Annotated in this window: 16 protein-coding genes; 11 read left to right on the top strand and 5 right to left on the bottom strand. The window is 67.1% G+C overall.

Annotated features, from left to right (window positions below):
* Window positions 1-12: 12 nt before the first annotated feature.
* Together ACFWAY_RS44795 and ACFWAY_RS44790 are read right to left on the bottom strand one after the other, a co-directional pair.
* Window positions 13-906, bottom strand: coding sequence for a LuxR C-terminal-related transcriptional regulator (locus ACFWAY_RS44795; RefSeq protein ID WP_378515091.1), 894 nt, complete (start codon window positions 904-906; stop codon window positions 13-15).
* An 82-nt stretch (window positions 907-988) separates the two neighbouring features.
* Entirely contained in the window at window positions 989-2110 is a 1122-nt protein-coding gene (locus tag ACFWAY_RS44790) for a LuxR C-terminal-related transcriptional regulator (protein WP_378515082.1), read from the bottom strand.
* Between the two features lie 250 nt (window positions 2111-2360).
* Between ACFWAY_RS44790 and ACFWAY_RS44785 the strand changes: the two genes are divergently transcribed.
* On the top strand, window positions 2361-3140 hold the full coding sequence (locus tag ACFWAY_RS44785) for an enoyl-CoA hydratase/isomerase family protein (RefSeq protein WP_378515081.1): 780 nt from the start codon (window positions 2361-2363) through the stop codon (window positions 3138-3140).
* A gap of 107 nt (window positions 3141-3247) precedes the next feature.
* Complete coding sequence (locus tag ACFWAY_RS44780) at window positions 3248-4927, top strand: AMP-binding protein (protein WP_378515079.1); 1680 nt, start codon at window positions 3248-3250, stop codon at window positions 4925-4927.
* Window positions 4928-4989: 62 nt separating this feature from the next.
* On the opposite strand, the gene ACFWAY_RS44775 is transcribed toward ACFWAY_RS44780, so the two are convergent.
* Both ACFWAY_RS44775 and ACFWAY_RS44770 read right to left on the bottom strand, forming a co-directional pair.
* Window positions 4990-5406 carry a MaoC family dehydratase gene (locus tag ACFWAY_RS44775; protein ID WP_378515078.1) on the bottom strand — a complete coding sequence of 139 codons (417 nt, stop codon included), beginning with the start codon at window positions 5404-5406 and terminating at the stop codon, window positions 4990-4992.
* Window positions 5403-5852: a MaoC family dehydratase N-terminal domain-containing protein gene (locus ACFWAY_RS44770; RefSeq protein ID WP_378455568.1), complete on the bottom strand. Its 450-nt coding sequence runs from the start codon at window positions 5850-5852 to the stop codon at window positions 5403-5405. Before ACFWAY_RS44770 ends, ACFWAY_RS44775 begins: the two co-directional genes overlap by 4 nt.
* A gap of 62 nt (window positions 5853-5914) precedes the next feature.
* Between ACFWAY_RS44770 and ACFWAY_RS44765 the strand changes: the two genes are divergently transcribed.
* Entirely contained in the window at window positions 5915-7090 is a 1176-nt protein-coding gene (locus tag ACFWAY_RS44765; RefSeq protein WP_378515077.1) for an acyl-CoA dehydrogenase family protein, read from the top strand.
* A 2-nt stretch (window positions 7091-7092) separates the two neighbouring features.
* A complete protein-coding gene (locus ACFWAY_RS44760; RefSeq protein WP_378455566.1) occupies window positions 7093-9048 on the top strand; it encodes an AMP-binding protein in 1956 nt (651 codons plus the stop codon).
* 74 nt (window positions 9049-9122) lie between these two features.
* On the opposite strand, the gene ACFWAY_RS44755 is transcribed toward ACFWAY_RS44760, so the two are convergent.
* Complete coding sequence (locus ACFWAY_RS44755; RefSeq protein WP_378455577.1) at window positions 9123-9836, bottom strand: FadR/GntR family transcriptional regulator; 714 nt, start codon at window positions 9834-9836, stop codon at window positions 9123-9125.
* 165 nt (window positions 9837-10001) lie between these two features.
* On the opposite strand from ACFWAY_RS44755, the gene ACFWAY_RS44750 reads away from it, so the two are divergent.
* The 7 genes from ACFWAY_RS44750 (at window position 10002) to ACFWAY_RS44720 (ending at window position 17246) form a co-directional block, all read left to right on the top strand.
* Window positions 10002-11081, top strand: coding sequence for an acyl-CoA dehydrogenase family protein (locus ACFWAY_RS44750; RefSeq protein ID WP_378515076.1), 1080 nt, complete (start codon window positions 10002-10004; stop codon window positions 11079-11081).
* Between the two features lie 71 nt (window positions 11082-11152).
* Window positions 11153-12319, top strand: a complete 1167-nt coding sequence (locus ACFWAY_RS44745) for an acyl-CoA dehydrogenase family protein (RefSeq protein ID WP_005250871.1) — start codon at window positions 11153-11155, stop codon at window positions 12317-12319.
* Window positions 12319-13068 (top strand): SDR family NAD(P)-dependent oxidoreductase, encoded by a 750-nt coding sequence (locus ACFWAY_RS44740; protein ID WP_378515073.1) that lies wholly within the window; start codon window positions 12319-12321, stop codon window positions 13066-13068. Before ACFWAY_RS44745 ends, ACFWAY_RS44740 begins: the two co-directional genes overlap by 1 nt.
* A complete protein-coding gene (locus ACFWAY_RS44735; RefSeq protein WP_378515072.1) occupies window positions 13068-14261 on the top strand; it encodes a thiolase family protein in 1194 nt (397 codons plus the stop codon). Before ACFWAY_RS44740 ends, ACFWAY_RS44735 begins: the two co-directional genes overlap by 1 nt.
* Window positions 14261-15499: an acetyl-CoA hydrolase/transferase family protein gene (locus ACFWAY_RS44730; protein ID WP_378455562.1), complete on the top strand. Its 1239-nt coding sequence runs from the start codon at window positions 14261-14263 to the stop codon at window positions 15497-15499. Before ACFWAY_RS44735 ends, ACFWAY_RS44730 begins: the two co-directional genes overlap by 1 nt.
* Before the next feature lie 19 nt (window positions 15500-15518).
* Window positions 15519-16442 carry a hydroxymethylglutaryl-CoA lyase gene (locus tag ACFWAY_RS44725; protein WP_378515071.1) on the top strand — a complete coding sequence of 308 codons (924 nt, stop codon included), beginning with the start codon at window positions 15519-15521 and terminating at the stop codon, window positions 16440-16442.
* A 45-nt stretch (window positions 16443-16487) separates the two neighbouring features.
* Entirely contained in the window at window positions 16488-17246 is a 759-nt protein-coding gene (locus ACFWAY_RS44720) for an SDR family NAD(P)-dependent oxidoreductase (RefSeq protein WP_005250876.1), read from the top strand.
* Window positions 17247-17405 lie beyond the last annotated feature (159 nt).

The raw sequence follows: 17405 nt of genomic DNA, 5'->3' as shown, positions 1-17405 counted from the left end.
CTTCCGGCCGAGTCACCTGGTGGAGGACTGATACTTCGCGATCAGTTCGGCACGGTTGGTGGCGCCGAGTTTTCGGAGGATGCGTTTCACATGCGACTTGACCGTGTCGACCGTGATGACCAGTTCGGCGGCGATCGTGGAGTTCGACGCCCCGGTGAGAATCAGCCGGACCACGTCCGCCTCGCGTTCGGTCAGCGGGTCGAGCAGGCGCCGCTCGGCGTCGTCGTGCTCGGCACCGGCCGGCGTGAGGTCGGCAGACCCTCGCGCGGTCACTGCGTCGAACTCGGTGTCACTGCTCCACCGCTGGGCGCTTTCCCGGAGGAGGACGTCCTGGCGGTCGCGACGGGATTCGAGCCCGACCCGCTCGAAGCATCCGCCGAGCACCTCGGCGAATACTCCCAGGGCGTGGCGTCGTGACCCGTCCAACGGTGTCCCGACGTGGACGAGCGCAGCAGCGGTCCCGTCGACGACGACGGGCACGATGGTGAAGCCGTTCGCGCCCAGCGCCTCTCGCAGTTCGGCGGGAACGTGGGAACCGGCCGTGACCGTGTTCGTCTCGAGGGCGTGCGCTTCGGGCGAACCTGCCGGGAGGCCGAACTCGGAGGGCAGCGCGGGCGCGGTGTCGGGGTCGGCGCTGAACGAGGCGACGGGAATGATCCGGTCGCCGTCGAGGTGTGAGAGGACAACCTTGTCCGCGGAGCAGAGTTCGGCGACGCGCTCGCACGCTCGCCGCATGAGTTCCGTACTCGAGGCGGCGTCGTCGAGTGCGGAGACGGCGCGATCGATACCCTTCGCGATGGCACCGATGTCGGCGGTGCGCGTCGCAGCGAGTGCGTTCCTGCGGTCGAGGAGATCGACCAGACGCCTCCCGAGTTCGACGGCGTGCTCCGAAGTGGCCGTGCGCATTTCGGTGAGGGTGTCCGAGATGGCCCGATCGAGCTCGGTGTCGGTGGTGTCCTCGCCCGGGTGCGGTTCGGCGTGGGGATCGTCAGCCACCGTTCACCGTCTTGGCATGGGCGCACAGCGCCGCCACCTCGGCTCGCGTCGACACGCCGAGCTTCTTGAAGATCCGCTGGACGTGGGATTTGACGGTGCCGTCGGAAATGCACAGCCGACGGGAGATGGTCGCGTTGGTCGCTCCTGTCGCCATCAGCGTGAGTACTTCCCGCTCACGAGCGGTCAGCGTGTGTGCTCGGGGAACGATCGCTGCCTGTGCAGTGTCGTTCGACGTGCCCGCCCGGGGAAGTTCGGAGGTGGCCAGTTCCGGCATCGTGACGGGTGCCTCCTCGAGGTGTCGCAGTGCCCGGGTGAGCCGTTGGATCTCGGCGTCGACGTGCTCGTTGCGCGCAGAGATCTGTTGCCGCAGGTCGGCGCGCTCCCTTACCGAGGCACAGACACCCGCCAGCGCTCCGACGATGTGGACGTCGGTGTCGGTCAGGCTGTCGCTCTGGCGGTCCACGTGAATCATCGCCACCGCACGCGAGTCGACGACGACGGGGACCGCGAGGTATCCCGCAGGACGCGACAGATCGATGAGAGGGCGGTACGTGTGCCGGTAGGTGTCCACGCCGTCCACCGCATACGGTCGGCGGCGCCGGACCAGTTCGGCCTCGCGGGGCGCCTCGCGCAGCGAGATCTCCCGGCCGTCGATCGCCGTGACGAGTTCGTGGAAGTCGCCGGTCAACTCGGGATTGACAGCTAGCGCGATGGGAGACCAGGTGGAACCGCGAACCACGGAGAACATCGCCTTGCCGTATCCGAGGCTCGTGCACAATTCCTGCGTGACGATGCGGGCGATCTGGTCGGCTCCGGCATCGATCGCGCGGACTACCTGCTGCAACGCCTCGAACTGCTCGGTGTGCACGCGTAGTCGGCGAGCGATGTCGTCGCGGCTCGCGGTGTCGAGTCGTGTCACGAGTTCCGCGAGGCGCACGGCGTGCTCGGGTGAGTCGAGGCCTTCCCGCAGTTTCCGGGCCGCGAACGCGCGGATCACGGTCAGATCCGGCTCGCCGTCCGTCAAGCGGATGAGGTTCGGCTTGCTCCCGAGTAGCTCCAGCAGCTCTGCAACTGCCTGCTCGGCAAGCTCGAACGAACTCGTCGAAATGACCACTCACCACTCCTTGCGCCGCGGCTGCCGCACGGACGGCGACGACACCGTCGCGCATCCCTGTGACACAACGCACAGTATAGAGAAGGTGTCACCTGGGCGTTCGCTATCGTCTGCAGCCTCGGTATCAATGTATATGGTCAGTCCAATTGCGTCACGCATTCCGGGGAAAGTGCTTCGAAGGAGTGCTTGTTCCCGACGTCCGGTCCGTACTAGGGTCGAATGGTACGACCAAACTGGAAGGATCGGCACTATGGCGCACCCTGTGCGATACGACGTCGACGAGCACGTCGCCGTCGTCACCCTCGATCGCCCCGAAACCCGCAACGCGCTGTCCGACGACCTGCTCGACGAACTTCTTGCGGCACTCGAACGCGCCCGCGGAGACGAAGACGTGAGAGTTGTCGTCCTGGCCTCGTCGCACGAGAAGATCTTCTCGGCGGGCGGTGACCTCAAGGCGTTCGCGAGCGACACCCCCACAATTGTGAAATATGCCGGACTGGACCGCTTCCCGAAGCTTTACCAACTCATCGGCGGCCTCGGCAAGCCGGTGATCTGCGCGGCCGGTAGCGACGTGCTTGCGGGGGCGTTCGGGCTCGCGTTGGCCTGCGACTTCGTGCTTGCCAAGGAGTCGGCGCGGTTCGGGTGCCCGGAGATCAACGTCGGTGTGTTCCCGTTCATGATCTCCGCCTTGATCTATCGGAACGTCGGTCGGCTCAAGGCGAACGAGCTGATGATGTGTGGCGAGCTCATCACCGCCGCGGACGCACTCGAACTGGGGCTCGTGAATCGTGTGATTCCGGATGAAGACTTCGAGGCGGAGGTCCGGGAGTGGGCGCGCCGGCTCGCGAGTAAATCGCCGCTTCTCATGCGTCTCGGCAAGGAGGCGATCAACAACACCCGCGACATGTCGCTGCCCGACGCCCTCTCGGCGCTGCAATCCCAGCTCGCTCTCGCGTTCACCACCGACGACATCGTCGAGGGTGTCACTGCCTTTCGTGAAAAGCGTTCTCCCGTATGGAGCATGCAATGACGGTCGGCATCGGAACTCGTTGCGCTTTCGGTCCAACCATTATATTGTGAGGGCCAACACAGGGTTTCTATTCCCTCTCCACATCTGCGCTCAGAGGAAGGCCTCCCATGGCGTTCGCATCGGTCACCGATCGCTATTCGGACGAACAGATCCGAGAGTTCTATGCCACCGGGCAGTGGCACCGTGACACGTTCTTCGACCTGCTCGAGGCTCAGGTCGCCGAGCGGGGCGACCGCGTCTTTCTGACCGACGACACCAGCGGCGGCATCACCTTCCGGCAATTGCGGGACAAGGCTCTGTGCCTGGCGGTCGGTCTCCGGCGTCATGGGATCACTGCCGGCGACCGCGTGTCGGTGCAGGTTCCGAACTGGATCGAGTTCGCGGTCATCTCCGTCGCGTTGTCGCGACTGGGCGCCGTCCTCGTGCCGATCATGCCGATCTACCGCCGGGACGACGTCGAATACATCCTGAACAATGCCGGTGTCCGGCTGGCGATTACGCCGCAATTTTTCAAGAAGTTCGACTACGCCGGCATGTACACCGAGATCCTGGGTGTGGTCGACTCGCTCGAGGATGTCGTCGTCGTCCGCGGGGCCGGCGCGTTGCCGGACCGGTCGGTTTCGTTCGAGTCGCTGTCGGCGGACGTGAGCCCGGAGGACGCCATCGCCGAACTCGGCCCCGGCGTCGGCCCCGACGAGCCGTTTGTCATCGTCTACAGCAGCGGCACGACATCCCGGCCCAAGGGGTGCATCCACACGTTCAACACATTGGCCTGTGGATCCCGTTTGCTGGCCAAGGGATTCGCCTACACACCCGATGACATCCAGTTCGGCCCCTCGCCGATCACCCACACCACCGGCCTGGTCACCAGCATCATTCTCCCGCTCATTCACGGCGCGGCGTCGCATCTCATCGAGGTGTGGGAGCCGGTCCGTGGAATGGAGCAGATCAAGGAACGCGGGTGCACCGTCGCGGTCAGTGCCACGACGTTCCTGCAGATGCTCATGGAAGCCTACGATCCCGCCGTGCACGACATCGGCAGTATGAGGCTGTGGGTCGCTGCCGGTTCCCCGATCCCCGGTAGCTTCGTCACCCATGCCGCCGAACAGTTCCCGGGTCTGCAGGTGCTCAGCCTGTACGGCCGCTCGGAGAACGTCACCACCACCAGTTGCACGGTGCGCGACGACCCCCAGCGGTCGATCACCTCGGACGGTCGTCCGCTGCCGATGCAGTCGGTGAAGATCGTCGACGAAATCGGCGACGAGGTTCCGCGCGGCGAGGAGGGCGACATCGCCTACAAGGGCGCCATGCACATGCTCGCGTATCTCCACAACGACGAGGAGACGGCCAAGCTGTTCACACCGGACGGATACTCCCGCTCCGGTGATCTCGGCCGGATGGACGAGGACGGCTACGTGCGCGTCACCGGTCGCACCAAGGACATTGTCATCCGCGGTGGCATGAACATCAGCGTCCGTCAGGTCGAGGATCTCCTGGCGGCGCATCCCGCCGTGCGCGGTGTCGCGGCGGTCGCGATGCCCGACGAGCGGCTCGGCGAGGCGGTGTGTCTCTACCTCGTTCCCGCACCCGGGTACGGCGACATCACTCTCGAGAAGATCAAGATCTATCTGGTCGAGCAGGGCGTCGCCATCCAGAAGGTTCCGGAGCGGCTGGAGATCGTCGAGGCGTTGCCGACGACGGCGACGGGCAAGATTCAGAAGCACGTGTTGCGCGCGCAGATCGCCGCGAAGATCGAGGCCGACCGCGAGGCGCGGGCCGTCGTCTGATCGAACGGGAAAGGGGGCGAAGCCGATCGGCTTCGCCCCTTTCCGGCGGTATGAGCAGGTGGTCAGGTCGTGGAAACGACGACGGTCACGGATCCGGTGACGACCGGACCCTTGGTCCCGGACACGACGAGGTCGAGGTTCGCCCGCGACTCCCCGTCCGTCTCGGCGATCGCCACAACCGTCCCACCCACGGTCAGGGTGTCACCGAGGAAGACCGGGGCGACGAACCGCACGCCGAAGGAGCGCACATGTTCGACTCCGAACGTGTCGGAGACCCAGCCCGCCAGAATCCCGGCCTGCATCTGGCCCATCGCGATGACACCCGGGAACCCCGAGGTGGCGACGAACTGGGGATCGTGGTGCAGGGGATTGAAATCGCCCCCCGCACCGGCAAATCGAACGATGTCGGTCTGGCTCACCGGGCCGACTACCCGGGTGTCGGGCACGTCGCCGACGCGGACCTTCGCCGGTGTTCTCATCGCTGCTCTCCTCGTTCGATCAGGACTTCCTCGAGTCGCACCACGGGCACACCGTCGGCGTCGACGTACTCGGTCTCCAGGGTGACGACGCGCATCGTCCCGCCGCGCTTGCCTTCTCGCTGCACGTCATCGACGACGCGGCGGGTGCCGACGACGTGGTCGCCCGCAGTGAGCGGTCGCAGGTACGTCCACGTGACCGAACCGACGACCACGCGTTCGAGCGCCAGGCCCAGCGCGTCGACGAACGCGCGCTGGTCGCGCTGGTGTCCGGCGACGACCGTGTGTGTGAGAGTGGCCGGCACGTCGCCGAATCCGGCGTCGCGCGCAGCGGTCGGATCTGTGTGGACGGGATCGGTGGTGAAGGTTGCGCGCGTGAACTCGCGGATCTTGCCGCGTTCGACGTCGTAGTCGACGCGGTCGACGACGACGGGGAGTGTGTCCGGCATCCAGGCCTCCTTTTTGGACTGACCTATAGTATCATTGAGCCTAAATTCGTGAGGAGGGTGCAATGGAGCTCGCTGATTCCCCAGACGAGGCCACATTCCGTGCAGAAGTCCGGGAGTGGGCCGAAAAGGCGGTCCCGACGCTGCCGTGGCCGGAACCGGTCGATCTGGTCGACAAGGTGCCGTTCTGGCGGCAATGGCAGCAACTGCTCTTCGACGCCGGCTACGGCGGGATGTCGTGGCCGCAGGAGTACGGCGGTCAAGCCGCCGACCCGATCCGCAAGGCCATCTTCACCGAAGAAATGGACCGGGTGGGAGCGCCGGAGCGTCTCAATACCATCGGCGAGGATTTCGCCGGCCCGACCATCATCGACTTCGGGACACCCGCCCAGAAGGAACGGTTCCTCCGGCCCATCCTGACCGGTGAGGAAATCTGGTGCCAGCTGTTCTCCGAGCCGGACGCCGGATCGGACCTCGCCTCGCTCCGCACCAAGGCCACGAAGGTGGATGGGGGCTGGAAGGTCAACGGGCAGAAGATCTGGACCAGTCGAGCGCACATCGCGGCCCACGCCATCCTGCTGGCCCGCACCGGCGGCGGCGCGCGGCACAAGGGCATCACGTTCTTCCTGGTGCCCATGGACAGTCAGGGCATCACGGTGCGGCCGCTCGCGCACATGCTCGGCGAGACAGAGTTCAACGAGGTGTTCCTCGACGACGTGTTCATTCCCGACGACCTCGTCGTCGGGGAGGTCGACGGCGGCTGGAAGGTCGCGATGGGCACGCTCGCGTACGAGCGGGTGGCGATCGCGACGGGCCGCGTCAACACGAAACGTGCCGTCGACGACATCGTCACCGACATCGCGGGGATGACCGACGTCGCGGGCCGACCGTTGGGCGAGGATCCGGTGATCCGGCAGAAGGTCGCCGATCTGTACGGCCGGGCCCTCGTCCACTACCTCATCGGTCAGCGCGTCATCACACTCGCGGCCAACGACGGGCCCCCGGGGCCGGTCACCTCGATCGGCAAGCTGTTCTTCTGCCCCCTCGTGGAGGAACTGGCCGACTTCCGGTTGTCCCTCGAACCGGTCGGCGGGCAATTCGCCCTCGACGAGGAGCAGCAGCGGACCGCGCGGTGGCAACGGCTCGCCTACCAGGCCCGCGGCACCGCCATCGCCGGCGGTTCCACCTTCATCCAGCGCAACATCGTCGCCGAGCGCATGCTCGACATGCCGAGGAGTTGACCGTGTCCGACTACACCTGGCACCCCACCGACGACTACGTCGAGAACGCGAATGTCACCCGGCTCGCCCGCGCCCACGGACTTGCGGGCCTCGGCGAGCTCCGCGCCCGCTCCGTCGCCGACGTGCGGTGGTACTGGGACGCGGTGGTCCGCGACCTGGGCCTGCCGTTCCAGGCGCCGTACCACGAGGTTCTCGACACCTCCCGGGGAATCGAGCACCCGGACTGGTTCGTGGGGGGCAGGGCGAACGTCGTCGACGCGTGTCTGGAGCGTTGGCTCGCCGACCCGGTTTCCGCCGATCGGGTGGCCGTCACACACGAATCCGAGGACGGCACCGTCCGCAGCCTGTCGTATCGCGAACTCGCGGCAGACGTCGAGCGTGCAGCGGCAGGACTGCGTGAGCTCGGCGTCGGCAAGGGCGACGCCGTCGCCCTGTTCCTGCCGATGATCCCCGAGGCGGTCGTATCGGTGTACGCGGTCGCCCGGCTCGGTGCGGTCCTCGTTCCGCTCTTCTCCGGATTCGCGCCGAGTGCGATCGCGTCCCGCATCCAGGACGCGGACGCGAAGGTGGTGATCGTCGCGGACGGAACGGTGCGGCGTCGCAAGACCGTCGCGATGAAGCCGGCACTCGACGAAGCCCTGGCAGCCTGCCCGACGGTGCAGTCGGTCGTCGTGATCGAGAACGTCGGCATCCCTGTGGATTCCACCGGCCGCGACATCTCCTGGGCGAAGCTCCTCGGGAACGGCGGCGACCCGGGTCCGGTCGAGGCGATGGATGCCGGCGAGCCGTTCGCGCTGGCCTATACGTCCGGCACGACCGGCAAGCCGAAGGGCGCCGTCCACACGCATGCAGGATTTCTCGTCAAGACGGCCAGCGAGGTCGCGTACTCGTTCGACCTGAAGCCGGGCGGCGCGTTCTGCTGGATCACCGATATGGGCTGGATCATGGGCCCGTTGTCGATCGTCGGCACCCACGCCAACGGCGGAACTCTCGTGCTGTACGAAGGCTCCCCGGATGTACCGGACACCAACCGGCTGTGGCAGCTCGCGGAACGGCATCGAGTGACGATGCTCGGCGTCTCCCCGACGCTGATCCGCACCCTGCGCGGGCGGGAGACGGATGTCGCGGCGCGGTACGACCTGTCCTCGGTGCACACGATCGGGTCCACGGGTGAGCCGTGGGACCCGGATTCGTACGACTGGCTGGCGCGGGACGTGTTCGGTGGGCGCGTGCCGGTCATCAACTTCTCCGGCGGCACCGAGGTCGGTGGGTCGTTCCTCGCGCCGTACCCGGTGGAGCCGATCCACAGCTGCTCGCTGGGCGGGCCCTCGCTGGGCATGGACGTCGACGTCGTCGACGACGCGGGACGCTCGTTGCGCGGCGAACAGGGCGAACTCGTGTGCCGGCAACCGTGGCCTTCGATGACGCGCGGGGTGTGGAAGGACGAGGAACGCTATCTGGAGGCCTACTGGTCGACGTTCCCCGGCATGTGGCGGCACGGCGACTACGCGCTCGTCGACGACGATGGCCAGTGGTACATCCGGGGCCGCTCGGACGACGTGATGAACGTGGCCGGGAAGCGTCTCGCACCGGCGGAGGTCGAGGCGGTGCTCACCGCACATCCGGCGGTGTCCGAGGCGGCCGCGGTCGGTGTCCCGGACCCGAAGAAGGGCGAGGCGGTCTGGGCGTTCTGGGTTCCCCGCGCAGACGCGGTCGGCGACACGGCGGACATCTCGGCCGAGTTGATCGCCAGTGTGGCCGCGGAACTCGGTAAACCGTTCGCGCCCAGCGTGGTACACCGGGTGACGCGGCTGCCGAAGACCCGGTCGGCGAAGATCCTGCGGCGCGCGGTGCGGGCCGCCGCCCTGGGTGCCGACCCGGGTGACCTGTCGGGTGCCGAGAATCCGGAGGCCGTGGACGAGATCCGCGCCGTGGTCATCGCCAACTCGGCGACGTGAGTGCGACGAGGGCCCCACACCGGCACGGTGTGGGGCCCTCGTAGCTAGTGGATGAAGTTATGCTGCAGCGACATTCATTCGTCGAGAGGAATGGCGGTGCGCTCCTCGAAGTCCTTGATCGACTCGGCGTACGAGTGGACGTGCCTGCTCATGCGCCGCACGGCGGCATCGGCGTCTTTGTCGCGAATGGCCTTGGTGACCGAGCGGTGCGCCCGGACGGTGATTTCACGGACCTTGTCGTCGATGAAACCTTCGTTCTCGGTTGCGGAATAGATCGCCCGCGAGAGCGAGATCATGAGACCCGACAACAGTTCGTTGTGACTGGCGCTCGCGACGGCGACGTGCCAGTCGATGTTCGCCTGAAGGAACGCGTCGAGGCTGTCGCCTGCGCCCGCGATGTCGTCGTTGGCGGCGTCGAGTCGCGCGAGATCCTCGTCGGTGCGATGGCGGGCGGCGAGTTGGGCGCAGAAGGGCTCGATCGCCTCGCGGGTCTCGAGCAGTGCGGCGAGACGGATCTGACGACCGCGGATGAGCAGGGCCACCGTGTCCGCCATGGACTGTTCGCCCGGCCGCTGAACGAAGGCGCCCCCGGCCCGGCCCGCCTTGATGCGCACGAGTCCCTGCACCTCGAGGATGCGGAGGGCCTCGCGGACGGTGGTGCGGCTCATCTTCGTCTGAACGACGAGTTCGCGCTCCGGCGGCAGCGGTGTGCCTTCGACGTAGTCCCCGCTGAGAATGCGCTCGCGCAGCTCGTTCGCGAGGACGTCCGACGCCTTCGGTACCGCCATCGGTGTCAACTGGATAGAGGAACGTCCGTTCCGGGTGGTGTTCGGCACGGCTGATGGCATGGCTCCCCGCCCTCTCTGGTCTAACGGTCAGACCTAATATACCATTGGGTTCTCGCTGCGTTCGTCTTGCAGCCTATTCTTCGTCTCATCGAGAGGGCCAGTTGTATGCGCTGGGAACTGTCAGAAGAGCAGGAAATGTTCACCGAAGCCCTCGACGGCTGGCTCGGGCGGTTCGCTGCTCCGGCGAATGTCCGCAAGTGGGGTGAATCGGGTGGTCCTGCCGAGTTCGAGCAGAAATTCGTCGAGGAGGGCTGGTTCTCCGCCGGCCTCGCCGAGGACATCGGTGGTCAGGGCGGTGGTCTACTCGAATTGGCGTTGACCGCCGAGGCGCTGGCCCGGTACGCCGCGCCGTCGAGTGCCTGGACCGCGTCCGTCCTCGCGGCGCCCTTGCTGCCCGCCGACGTCGCCACCGACGTGCTGTCAGGGGGTGGGTTCGCGGCCGTTGCCGTCGACGCGGCCCGTCCGTTCGGCGTCGCCGACTCGGTGCGCGCCGACGAGAGCGGCGCGCTGACCGGTCGCGTCGCAACGGTGCTCGGCGCCGAACGCGCGAAACTGCTGGTCGTCCCGGCGACGGGCGCCGACGGAACGGCCGCCCTCTACCTCGCGCGCGTCGACGATCCCGGTGTCACGGTCGAACCGCGGCGGTTCCTCGACCCGTCCCGCGCGGCCGCGGATGTCCGGTTCGACGGCGTCACCGGACAGCGTCTCGACATCGAGGCGGCCACGGCACTCGAGGACGCCGGACTGCGCGCGGCCGTGTTGGTAACCGCGGATTCACTCGGGGCGATGGATCGCATGCTGCATCTCGCCGTGGACTACAGCAAGCAACGCCAGCAATTCGGTGTGCCGATCGGGTCGTTCCAGGCCGTGAAGCACGCTGCGGCAGGCATTCTCGTGTCCGTCGAGGCGGGCCGCTCCATTGCCTACTTCGCCGCGGCGTCGGTCGATCTCGGTCTCGGTGATCGTGCGATACACGCCGCCGTCGCCAAGGCGCAGGTGCCGCGAAATGCGGTGCAGGCGGCCGACAGTGCTCTCGTGATGCACGGCGCGATCGGCTACACGTGGGAACACGACCTGCACCTCTACTACAAACGCGCCAAGCTCGACGAGAAGTTGTTCGGCGGCCCGGACGTGTGGAACGAGCGCCTCGCGCGGGATCTGCCCCTGTTGCCCGTCGCCGGGTGATCCACCGTTGCTTTTTGGTCTGTCCTTTAGTAACTTAAGTCCAAACGGAACCAACGACGACGGGACGTGCTGTGGACTTTGATCTGACCGAGGATCAGGCGACGATCCGAGATGCGGTGCGAGAGCTGGCCGGCAAGTTCGACGAGCAGTACTGGGTGGAGAAGGACAGCGAGCACGAGTTCCCCACCGAGTTCTACGACGCGTTCGCCAAGGGCGGCTGGCTCGGCATCACCACGCCCGAGGCGTACGGCGGGCACGGCATGGGAATCACCGAGGCCTCGATCCTGCTGGAGGAAGTCGCCGCTTCCGGCGCCGGCATGAACGGCGCGAGTTCGATGCACTTGTCGATCTTCGGGATGCACCCGGTGATCGTGCACGGCTCCGAGGAACTCAAGCAGCGCACCCTTCCGCGGATCGTCGACGGCGACCTGCACGTCTGCTTCGGTGTCACCGAGCCCGGCGCCGGGTTGGACACCACCAGGATCACCACGTTCGCGCGACGTGAGGGCGACAAATACATCGTCAACGGCCGCAAGGTCTGGATCTCCAAGGCAATGGAGTCGGAGAAGATCCTTCTCCTCACCCGCACCACGAAGTTCGAGGACGCGAAGAAGAAGACAGATGGTCTGACGCTGTTCCTCACCGACCTCGACCGCTCGAAGGTCGACATTCGCCCGATCAAGAAGATGGGGCGGAATGCGGTCACGTCGAACGAACTGTTCATCGACAACCTCGAGATTCCGGTCGAGGACCGCGTGGGCGAGGAGGGTAAGGGCTTCAAGTACATTCTCGACGGCCTCAACCCGGAGCGCATGCTCGTGGCATCCGAGGCGCTCGGTATCGGCCGGGCCGCACTCCGCCGGGGCGTCCAGTACGCCAACGAGCGTGAGGTGTTCGGTCGCCCCATCGGCATGAATCAGGGTCTGCAGTTTCCGCTCGCCGATTCGCTCGCCCGCCTGGACGCCGCAGAACTCGTCCTGCGCAAGGCGACGTGGCTCTACGACAACGGAAAGCCGTGTGCCCGCGAGGCCAACATGGCCAAGTACCTGTGCGCCGACGCCGGTTTCCAGGCCGCCGACCGCGCCCTCCAGACTCACGGCGGCATGGGCTATTCGGAGGAGTATCACGTGGCCCGGTACTTCCGCGAAGCCCGCCTGACCAAGATCGCCCCGCTCAGCCAGGAGATGGTTCTCAACTACCTCGGCGAGCACGTCCTCGGCCTCCCCAGGAGCTACTGATGTTCGAACTCACCGGAAAGTCCGCACTCGTCACCGGCGCGGGCAGTGGAATCGGCGCCTCGGTGGCGCATGCCTACGCGCGAGCAGGTGCGGCGGTGCTCGTCACCGACGTCGACGGCGATGCCGCGGCGGCCGTGGCCGCGGAGATCACCGCGGCCGGCGGTTCCGCGAAGTCCGCGGCCCTCGACGTCCGTAACGGCAATCAGGCGGCCGCCGCGGCGGAACAGGCCGCCGCGCTGAACGGCGGCACCCTCAACATCCTGGTCAACAACGCGGGTGCCATCGCACCGGCGATGTTCCCGAACCTCGAAGAAGAGGACTTCCGCCGCATCGTCGACATCCATCTCGTCGGCAGCTTCGTCTGCAGCAAGGCCGTCCTCCCGTACCTGCCTTCCGACGGCAGCGGCCGCATCATCAACGTGACCTCCGCCGCCGGCCTGGTGGGCACCATCGGGCAGGCGAACTACGGTGCCGCGAAGGCGGGCATCATCGGACTCACGAAGTCGCTGGCGCGGGAACTCGCCAAGAAGCAGGTGACGGTCAACGCGATCGCGCCGCTCGCCGCCACCAAGATGACCGAGAACATCCGCAGCAACGAGAAGCTCTCCGCGAAGACGCTCGCGCGAATCCCGCTGGGCCGCTGGGCGGAACCGGAGGAGATCTCTTCCAGCTTTGTATTCTTCGCGTCCGACGGCGCGTCCTACATCACGGGCCAGGTACTGCCCGTCGACGGCGGAACGGTGATCTGATGGCCGAGAAGCGCAACCCCTTCCAGCGCTCCGCGCGCGAGGTCGTCATCGCGGAAGCGGCCCGCACTCCCATGGGCAAATCGCACCCCGAGCGCGGCTGGTTCCGCGACACCCACCCCAACGACATGCTCGGCGCGGTCTACACCGACCTGATCCGACGCAGCGGCCTCGACCCGGCCGTCGTCGAGGACCTCGTGATCGGCTGCACCGCACCGTTCGGCGAGCAGTCCCGCAACATCGGCCGCAACGCCTGGCTGCAGGTGGGCTACCCGCCGGAGGTCCCGGCCGTGGTGCTGGACCGCCGCTGCGGGTCCGCCCAGACCGCGGTCGAGATGGGCGCGGCGCTGGTCGGTTCCGGCACCCACGACGTCGTCCTCGCCGGCGGTGTCGAGCACATGGGACACGTGCCGATCACCTCGCCCGCGAAGATTTCCGAACTGTACGGCGACCCGTGGCCGGAAGCGCTGCGCGACCGCTACGACTTCGTGCACCAGGGCGAGAGCGCCGAACTCATCGCGGACCGCTGGGAGATCTCCCGGCAGGAGATGGACGAGTTCGCCGTCCGCTCCCATCGCCTCGCGACCGAGGCCATCGAGGCGGGTCGCTTCGACGCCGAGATGATCCTCCTCGACCTCGCCGGCGAGACCCGGACCACCGACCAGACCCTTCGTCCCGGAACGAGTCTCGACAGCCTCGCGGGCCTGAAGACGGCGTTCCGAGAGAACGGGCGCATCACGGCGGGCAGTTCGTCGCCGATCTCCGACGGGGCCGCCGGTGTCCTGCTCGCGTCCCGGGAGGCGGTCGACGCCCACGGACTGCGGGCCCGCGCCCGGATCCTCGATCAGACCACCGTCGGGGTGGACCCGATCATCATGCTGACCGGTCCGATCCCGGCGACCCGGAAGTTGCTCGAGCGCAACGGGATGACCATGAACGACATCGACCTGTTCGAGGTCAACGAGGCGTTCAGCTCGGTCGTCCTCGCGTGGGAGCGGGAACTGAAGCCGGACATGGACCGCGTCAACGTCAACGGCGGCGCGATCGCGCTCGGGCATCCGGTCGGCGCGACCGGTGCGCGGCTCATCGCCACGATCGTCGCGGAACTGGAGCGGCGGGACGCCGAAATCGGCCTGGTGACCATGTGCTGCGGCGGCGGTCTGGGAACGGCGACCCTGATCCAGCGGACCGACTGATGATCGACCTGACGCAACACATCCGGCCCGGCGACGGGATCTGGTGGAGCCAGACGAGCGCGGAACCCACCCCGCTCGTCCACGCCCTGCTCGACCAGGTGCCGTCGATCGGCCCCGTCCGAGCCTTCGTCGGGCTCACCTGGAATCGGCGGCTGACGAGCGAATTGCCCGACGAATTGTCCGTCGTCTCCTACGGTGGCCTCGGCGAACTGCGGCGCCTCGCCCGTCTCGAGGTCGTGCCCTGCCACTACGGGGCACTGCCGCGGCTGTTCGCCGAACGGCGCCTGCCGTGCGACGTCGGGTTCGTCCAGGTGTCACCGCCGGACTCGGCCGGAAACTGCTCGCTCGGGGTCGGTGTCGACTACATCGCCGACGCCCTCGACCACACACCGGTCCTCATCGCCGAGATCAACCGGCGCATGCCCGTCACTCTCGGCGCACCGAAAATTCCGCTGTCGCGGTTCGCCGCGGTGGTCGAGACCGACCGGCCGTTACTCGAGGCGCCGGACCGCGAGCCCGCGGAATTGGAACTGGCGATAGCGCGGAACGTCGCCGATCTCGTCGCGGACGGAGACACCATCCAGATCGGCGTCGGGACACTGCCGTCCGCCGTCCTCACCGCTCTCGAGGGACACAAGGACCTCGGGCTGCATTCCGGCATGATCTCCGACGCGGCGCTCAGGCTGATCGACCGAGGTGTGCTGACCGGGGCGCGGAAGGAAATCGACCCCGGACTGCACGTCGCGGGTGCCGCGCTCGGCACGGCGACGCTGTACGACCGGCTGCCGGGACTTCCGGTGGCGTTCCGACCGGCGAGTTACACCCATGCGCCGCAGGTTCTCTCACAGCTTCGGTCGTTCGTGTCGATCAACTCGGCGATCGAGGTCGACGTGACCGGCCAGGTCGGCGCGGAGCTGCGCAACACGACCTACGCCGGCGCCGTCGGGGGTCAGGTGGACTTCTCCCGTGCGGCGGCGATGACCGGCGGCCGATCCATCATCGCGATGCGCGCGGATTCGCGCGGGGAGTCGACGATCAAGACGGCCCTCCAGTACGGGGCGGTCACCACCGCCCGTGCGGACGTCGACTTCGTGGTCACCGAACACGGCGTCGCGGCCTTGCGGGGGTGTTCCCTCGGGGAGCGCGCGCGGCGCATGATCGCCATTGCGGCCCCCGAGCACCGCACCACACTGGAATTCGATCTCGAGGAGTACGACCTTGCATCCGCAACGGAGTGAGGGGAAAGGAGCCGACGCCATGACGCGTCCCCACAAGGTCCAGATCCGGGAGGTCGGACCGCGTGACGGTTTCCAGAACGAACCGGAACGCATCCCGACCGACGACAAGGTGCGGTTGATCAACGCCCTCGGGCGGGCGGGATTCACACGGATCGAGGTGGCCAGCTTCGTGCGGCCGGATGTGATCCCGCAGCTGGCCGACGGCGTCGAGGTTCTCGAGCGCATCGAGGTCCCCGACGAGACGAAGCTGATGGTGCTCGTCCCCAACAGCAAGGGGCTCGACAACGCACTGAAGGTGCGCGACAAGTTCCACCAGGTCGCGATCTTCGTCAGCGCGTCGGAGACCCACAACAAGAAGAACGTCAATCGGACCGTCGACGAGACGATGGCGGACAATGACGTCATGGCCAAGCGGATCGTCGCCGAAGGCCTCGACTGTGCCGCCGTGATCGCGACGTCCTTCGGCTGCCCGTTCGAGGGCAAGGTCGACCTGACCCGCGTGCTCGATCTCGCGGAACGGTTCGCGGAGGCCGGCGCCACCGAGATCGGCTTCGGCGACACGACGGGCATGTGCAACCCGGCGTACGCGTCGCAGTTCTTCGCGGCGGCCCTCGACCGGCTACCCGGCGTGGAGGTCACCGCGCACTTCCACAACACCCGCGGCCAGGGCCTCGCCAATGCATACGCGGCACTCGAAGCAGGTTGCGCGAGCTTCGAATCGAGCTTCGGTGAGCTGGGCGGCTGCCCCGTTCCGGCAGGCTCGACCGGCAACATCGCCACCGAGGACCTGGTGAGCATGTTCCATGAAATGGGCGTCGAGACGGGCCTCGACCTTCCGCGCGTCATCGACGCGGCCCGGGAAGCGCAGAGCGTGCTCGGCCGCAAGCTCACCAGTCATTCGATCGTCGCGGGCCCCATCGAGTGGGCATCGAGCCTGCGCTGAAGTCCACCGAACCTCGAACCACGACACAGACAAACGGAGAAGAACATGAGTAATCGAGTTGCATTCGTGACAGGCGGTGCGCAGGGCATCGGCAAGGGCATCTCCGACGCACTGGGTGCTGCCGGCTTCCGCGTCGCGGTCGCCGATCTCAACCTGGAGGTCGCCGAGGAAACCGCGGCCGGCATCCGCGACGCCGGCGGCCAGGCGATCGCCGTCCCCGTCGACGTCACCGACACCGCGTCGGTGCAGGCCGCGGTGAAGCAGGTCGCCGAGCAGTTCGGCCCCGTCGAGATCGTCGTGAACAACGCAGGCTGGGACGACTTCATGCCGTTCCTGAAGACCGACGAGGCGTTCTGGGACCGGATCCTGGACATCAACTTCAAGGGCCAGCTGCGCGTGATCCAGGCGACCGTCCCGGGCATGGTCGAGCGCGGCTGGGGCCGTGTCATCAACATCGGTTCGGACGCGGGCCGCGTCGGCTCGTCGCTCGAGGCCGTCTATTCGGGGGCCAAGGGCGGCATCATCGCCTTCACCAAGACCCTCGCCCGTGAGGTCGCGACCAAGGGTGTCACCGCGAACACGGTGTGCCCCGGCCCGACCGACACTCCCGCGCTCCGCAAGTTCGCCGACAGCTCGGGCCAGGAGGCCGACAAGGTGATCGGAGGCATGACCCGCGCCGTGCCGATGAAGCGCCTCGGGAAGGCGGAGGATATCGGTGCCGCGGTGGCGTTCTTCGCGTCCGACGCGGCCGAATTCGTCACCGGCCAGACCCTGTCGGTCAGCGGTGGCCTGACGATGTCCTGACGGGCACATCGATTCGGAAGGTGGGGGCCGGGTTGCGGGCCGCACCCGTGGGGATAGGAGGATGGGGCGGGTACGAACGTTATGGGGGGTGGCGATAATAGGTAACATAGCTACAATGGTGATAAAGCGGAGTTGGTGTGCGTGGCGGCAGTGGGTGTG

It is taken from the genome of Rhodococcus sp. NPDC059968 (genome assembly GCF_042738615.1).
Taxonomy (GTDB): domain Bacteria; phylum Actinomycetota; class Actinomycetes; order Mycobacteriales; family Mycobacteriaceae; genus Rhodococcus_F.
The sequence above is the reverse complement of the archived record's forward strand: the minus strand, read 5'-3'. Positions and strand labels throughout refer to the sequence as shown.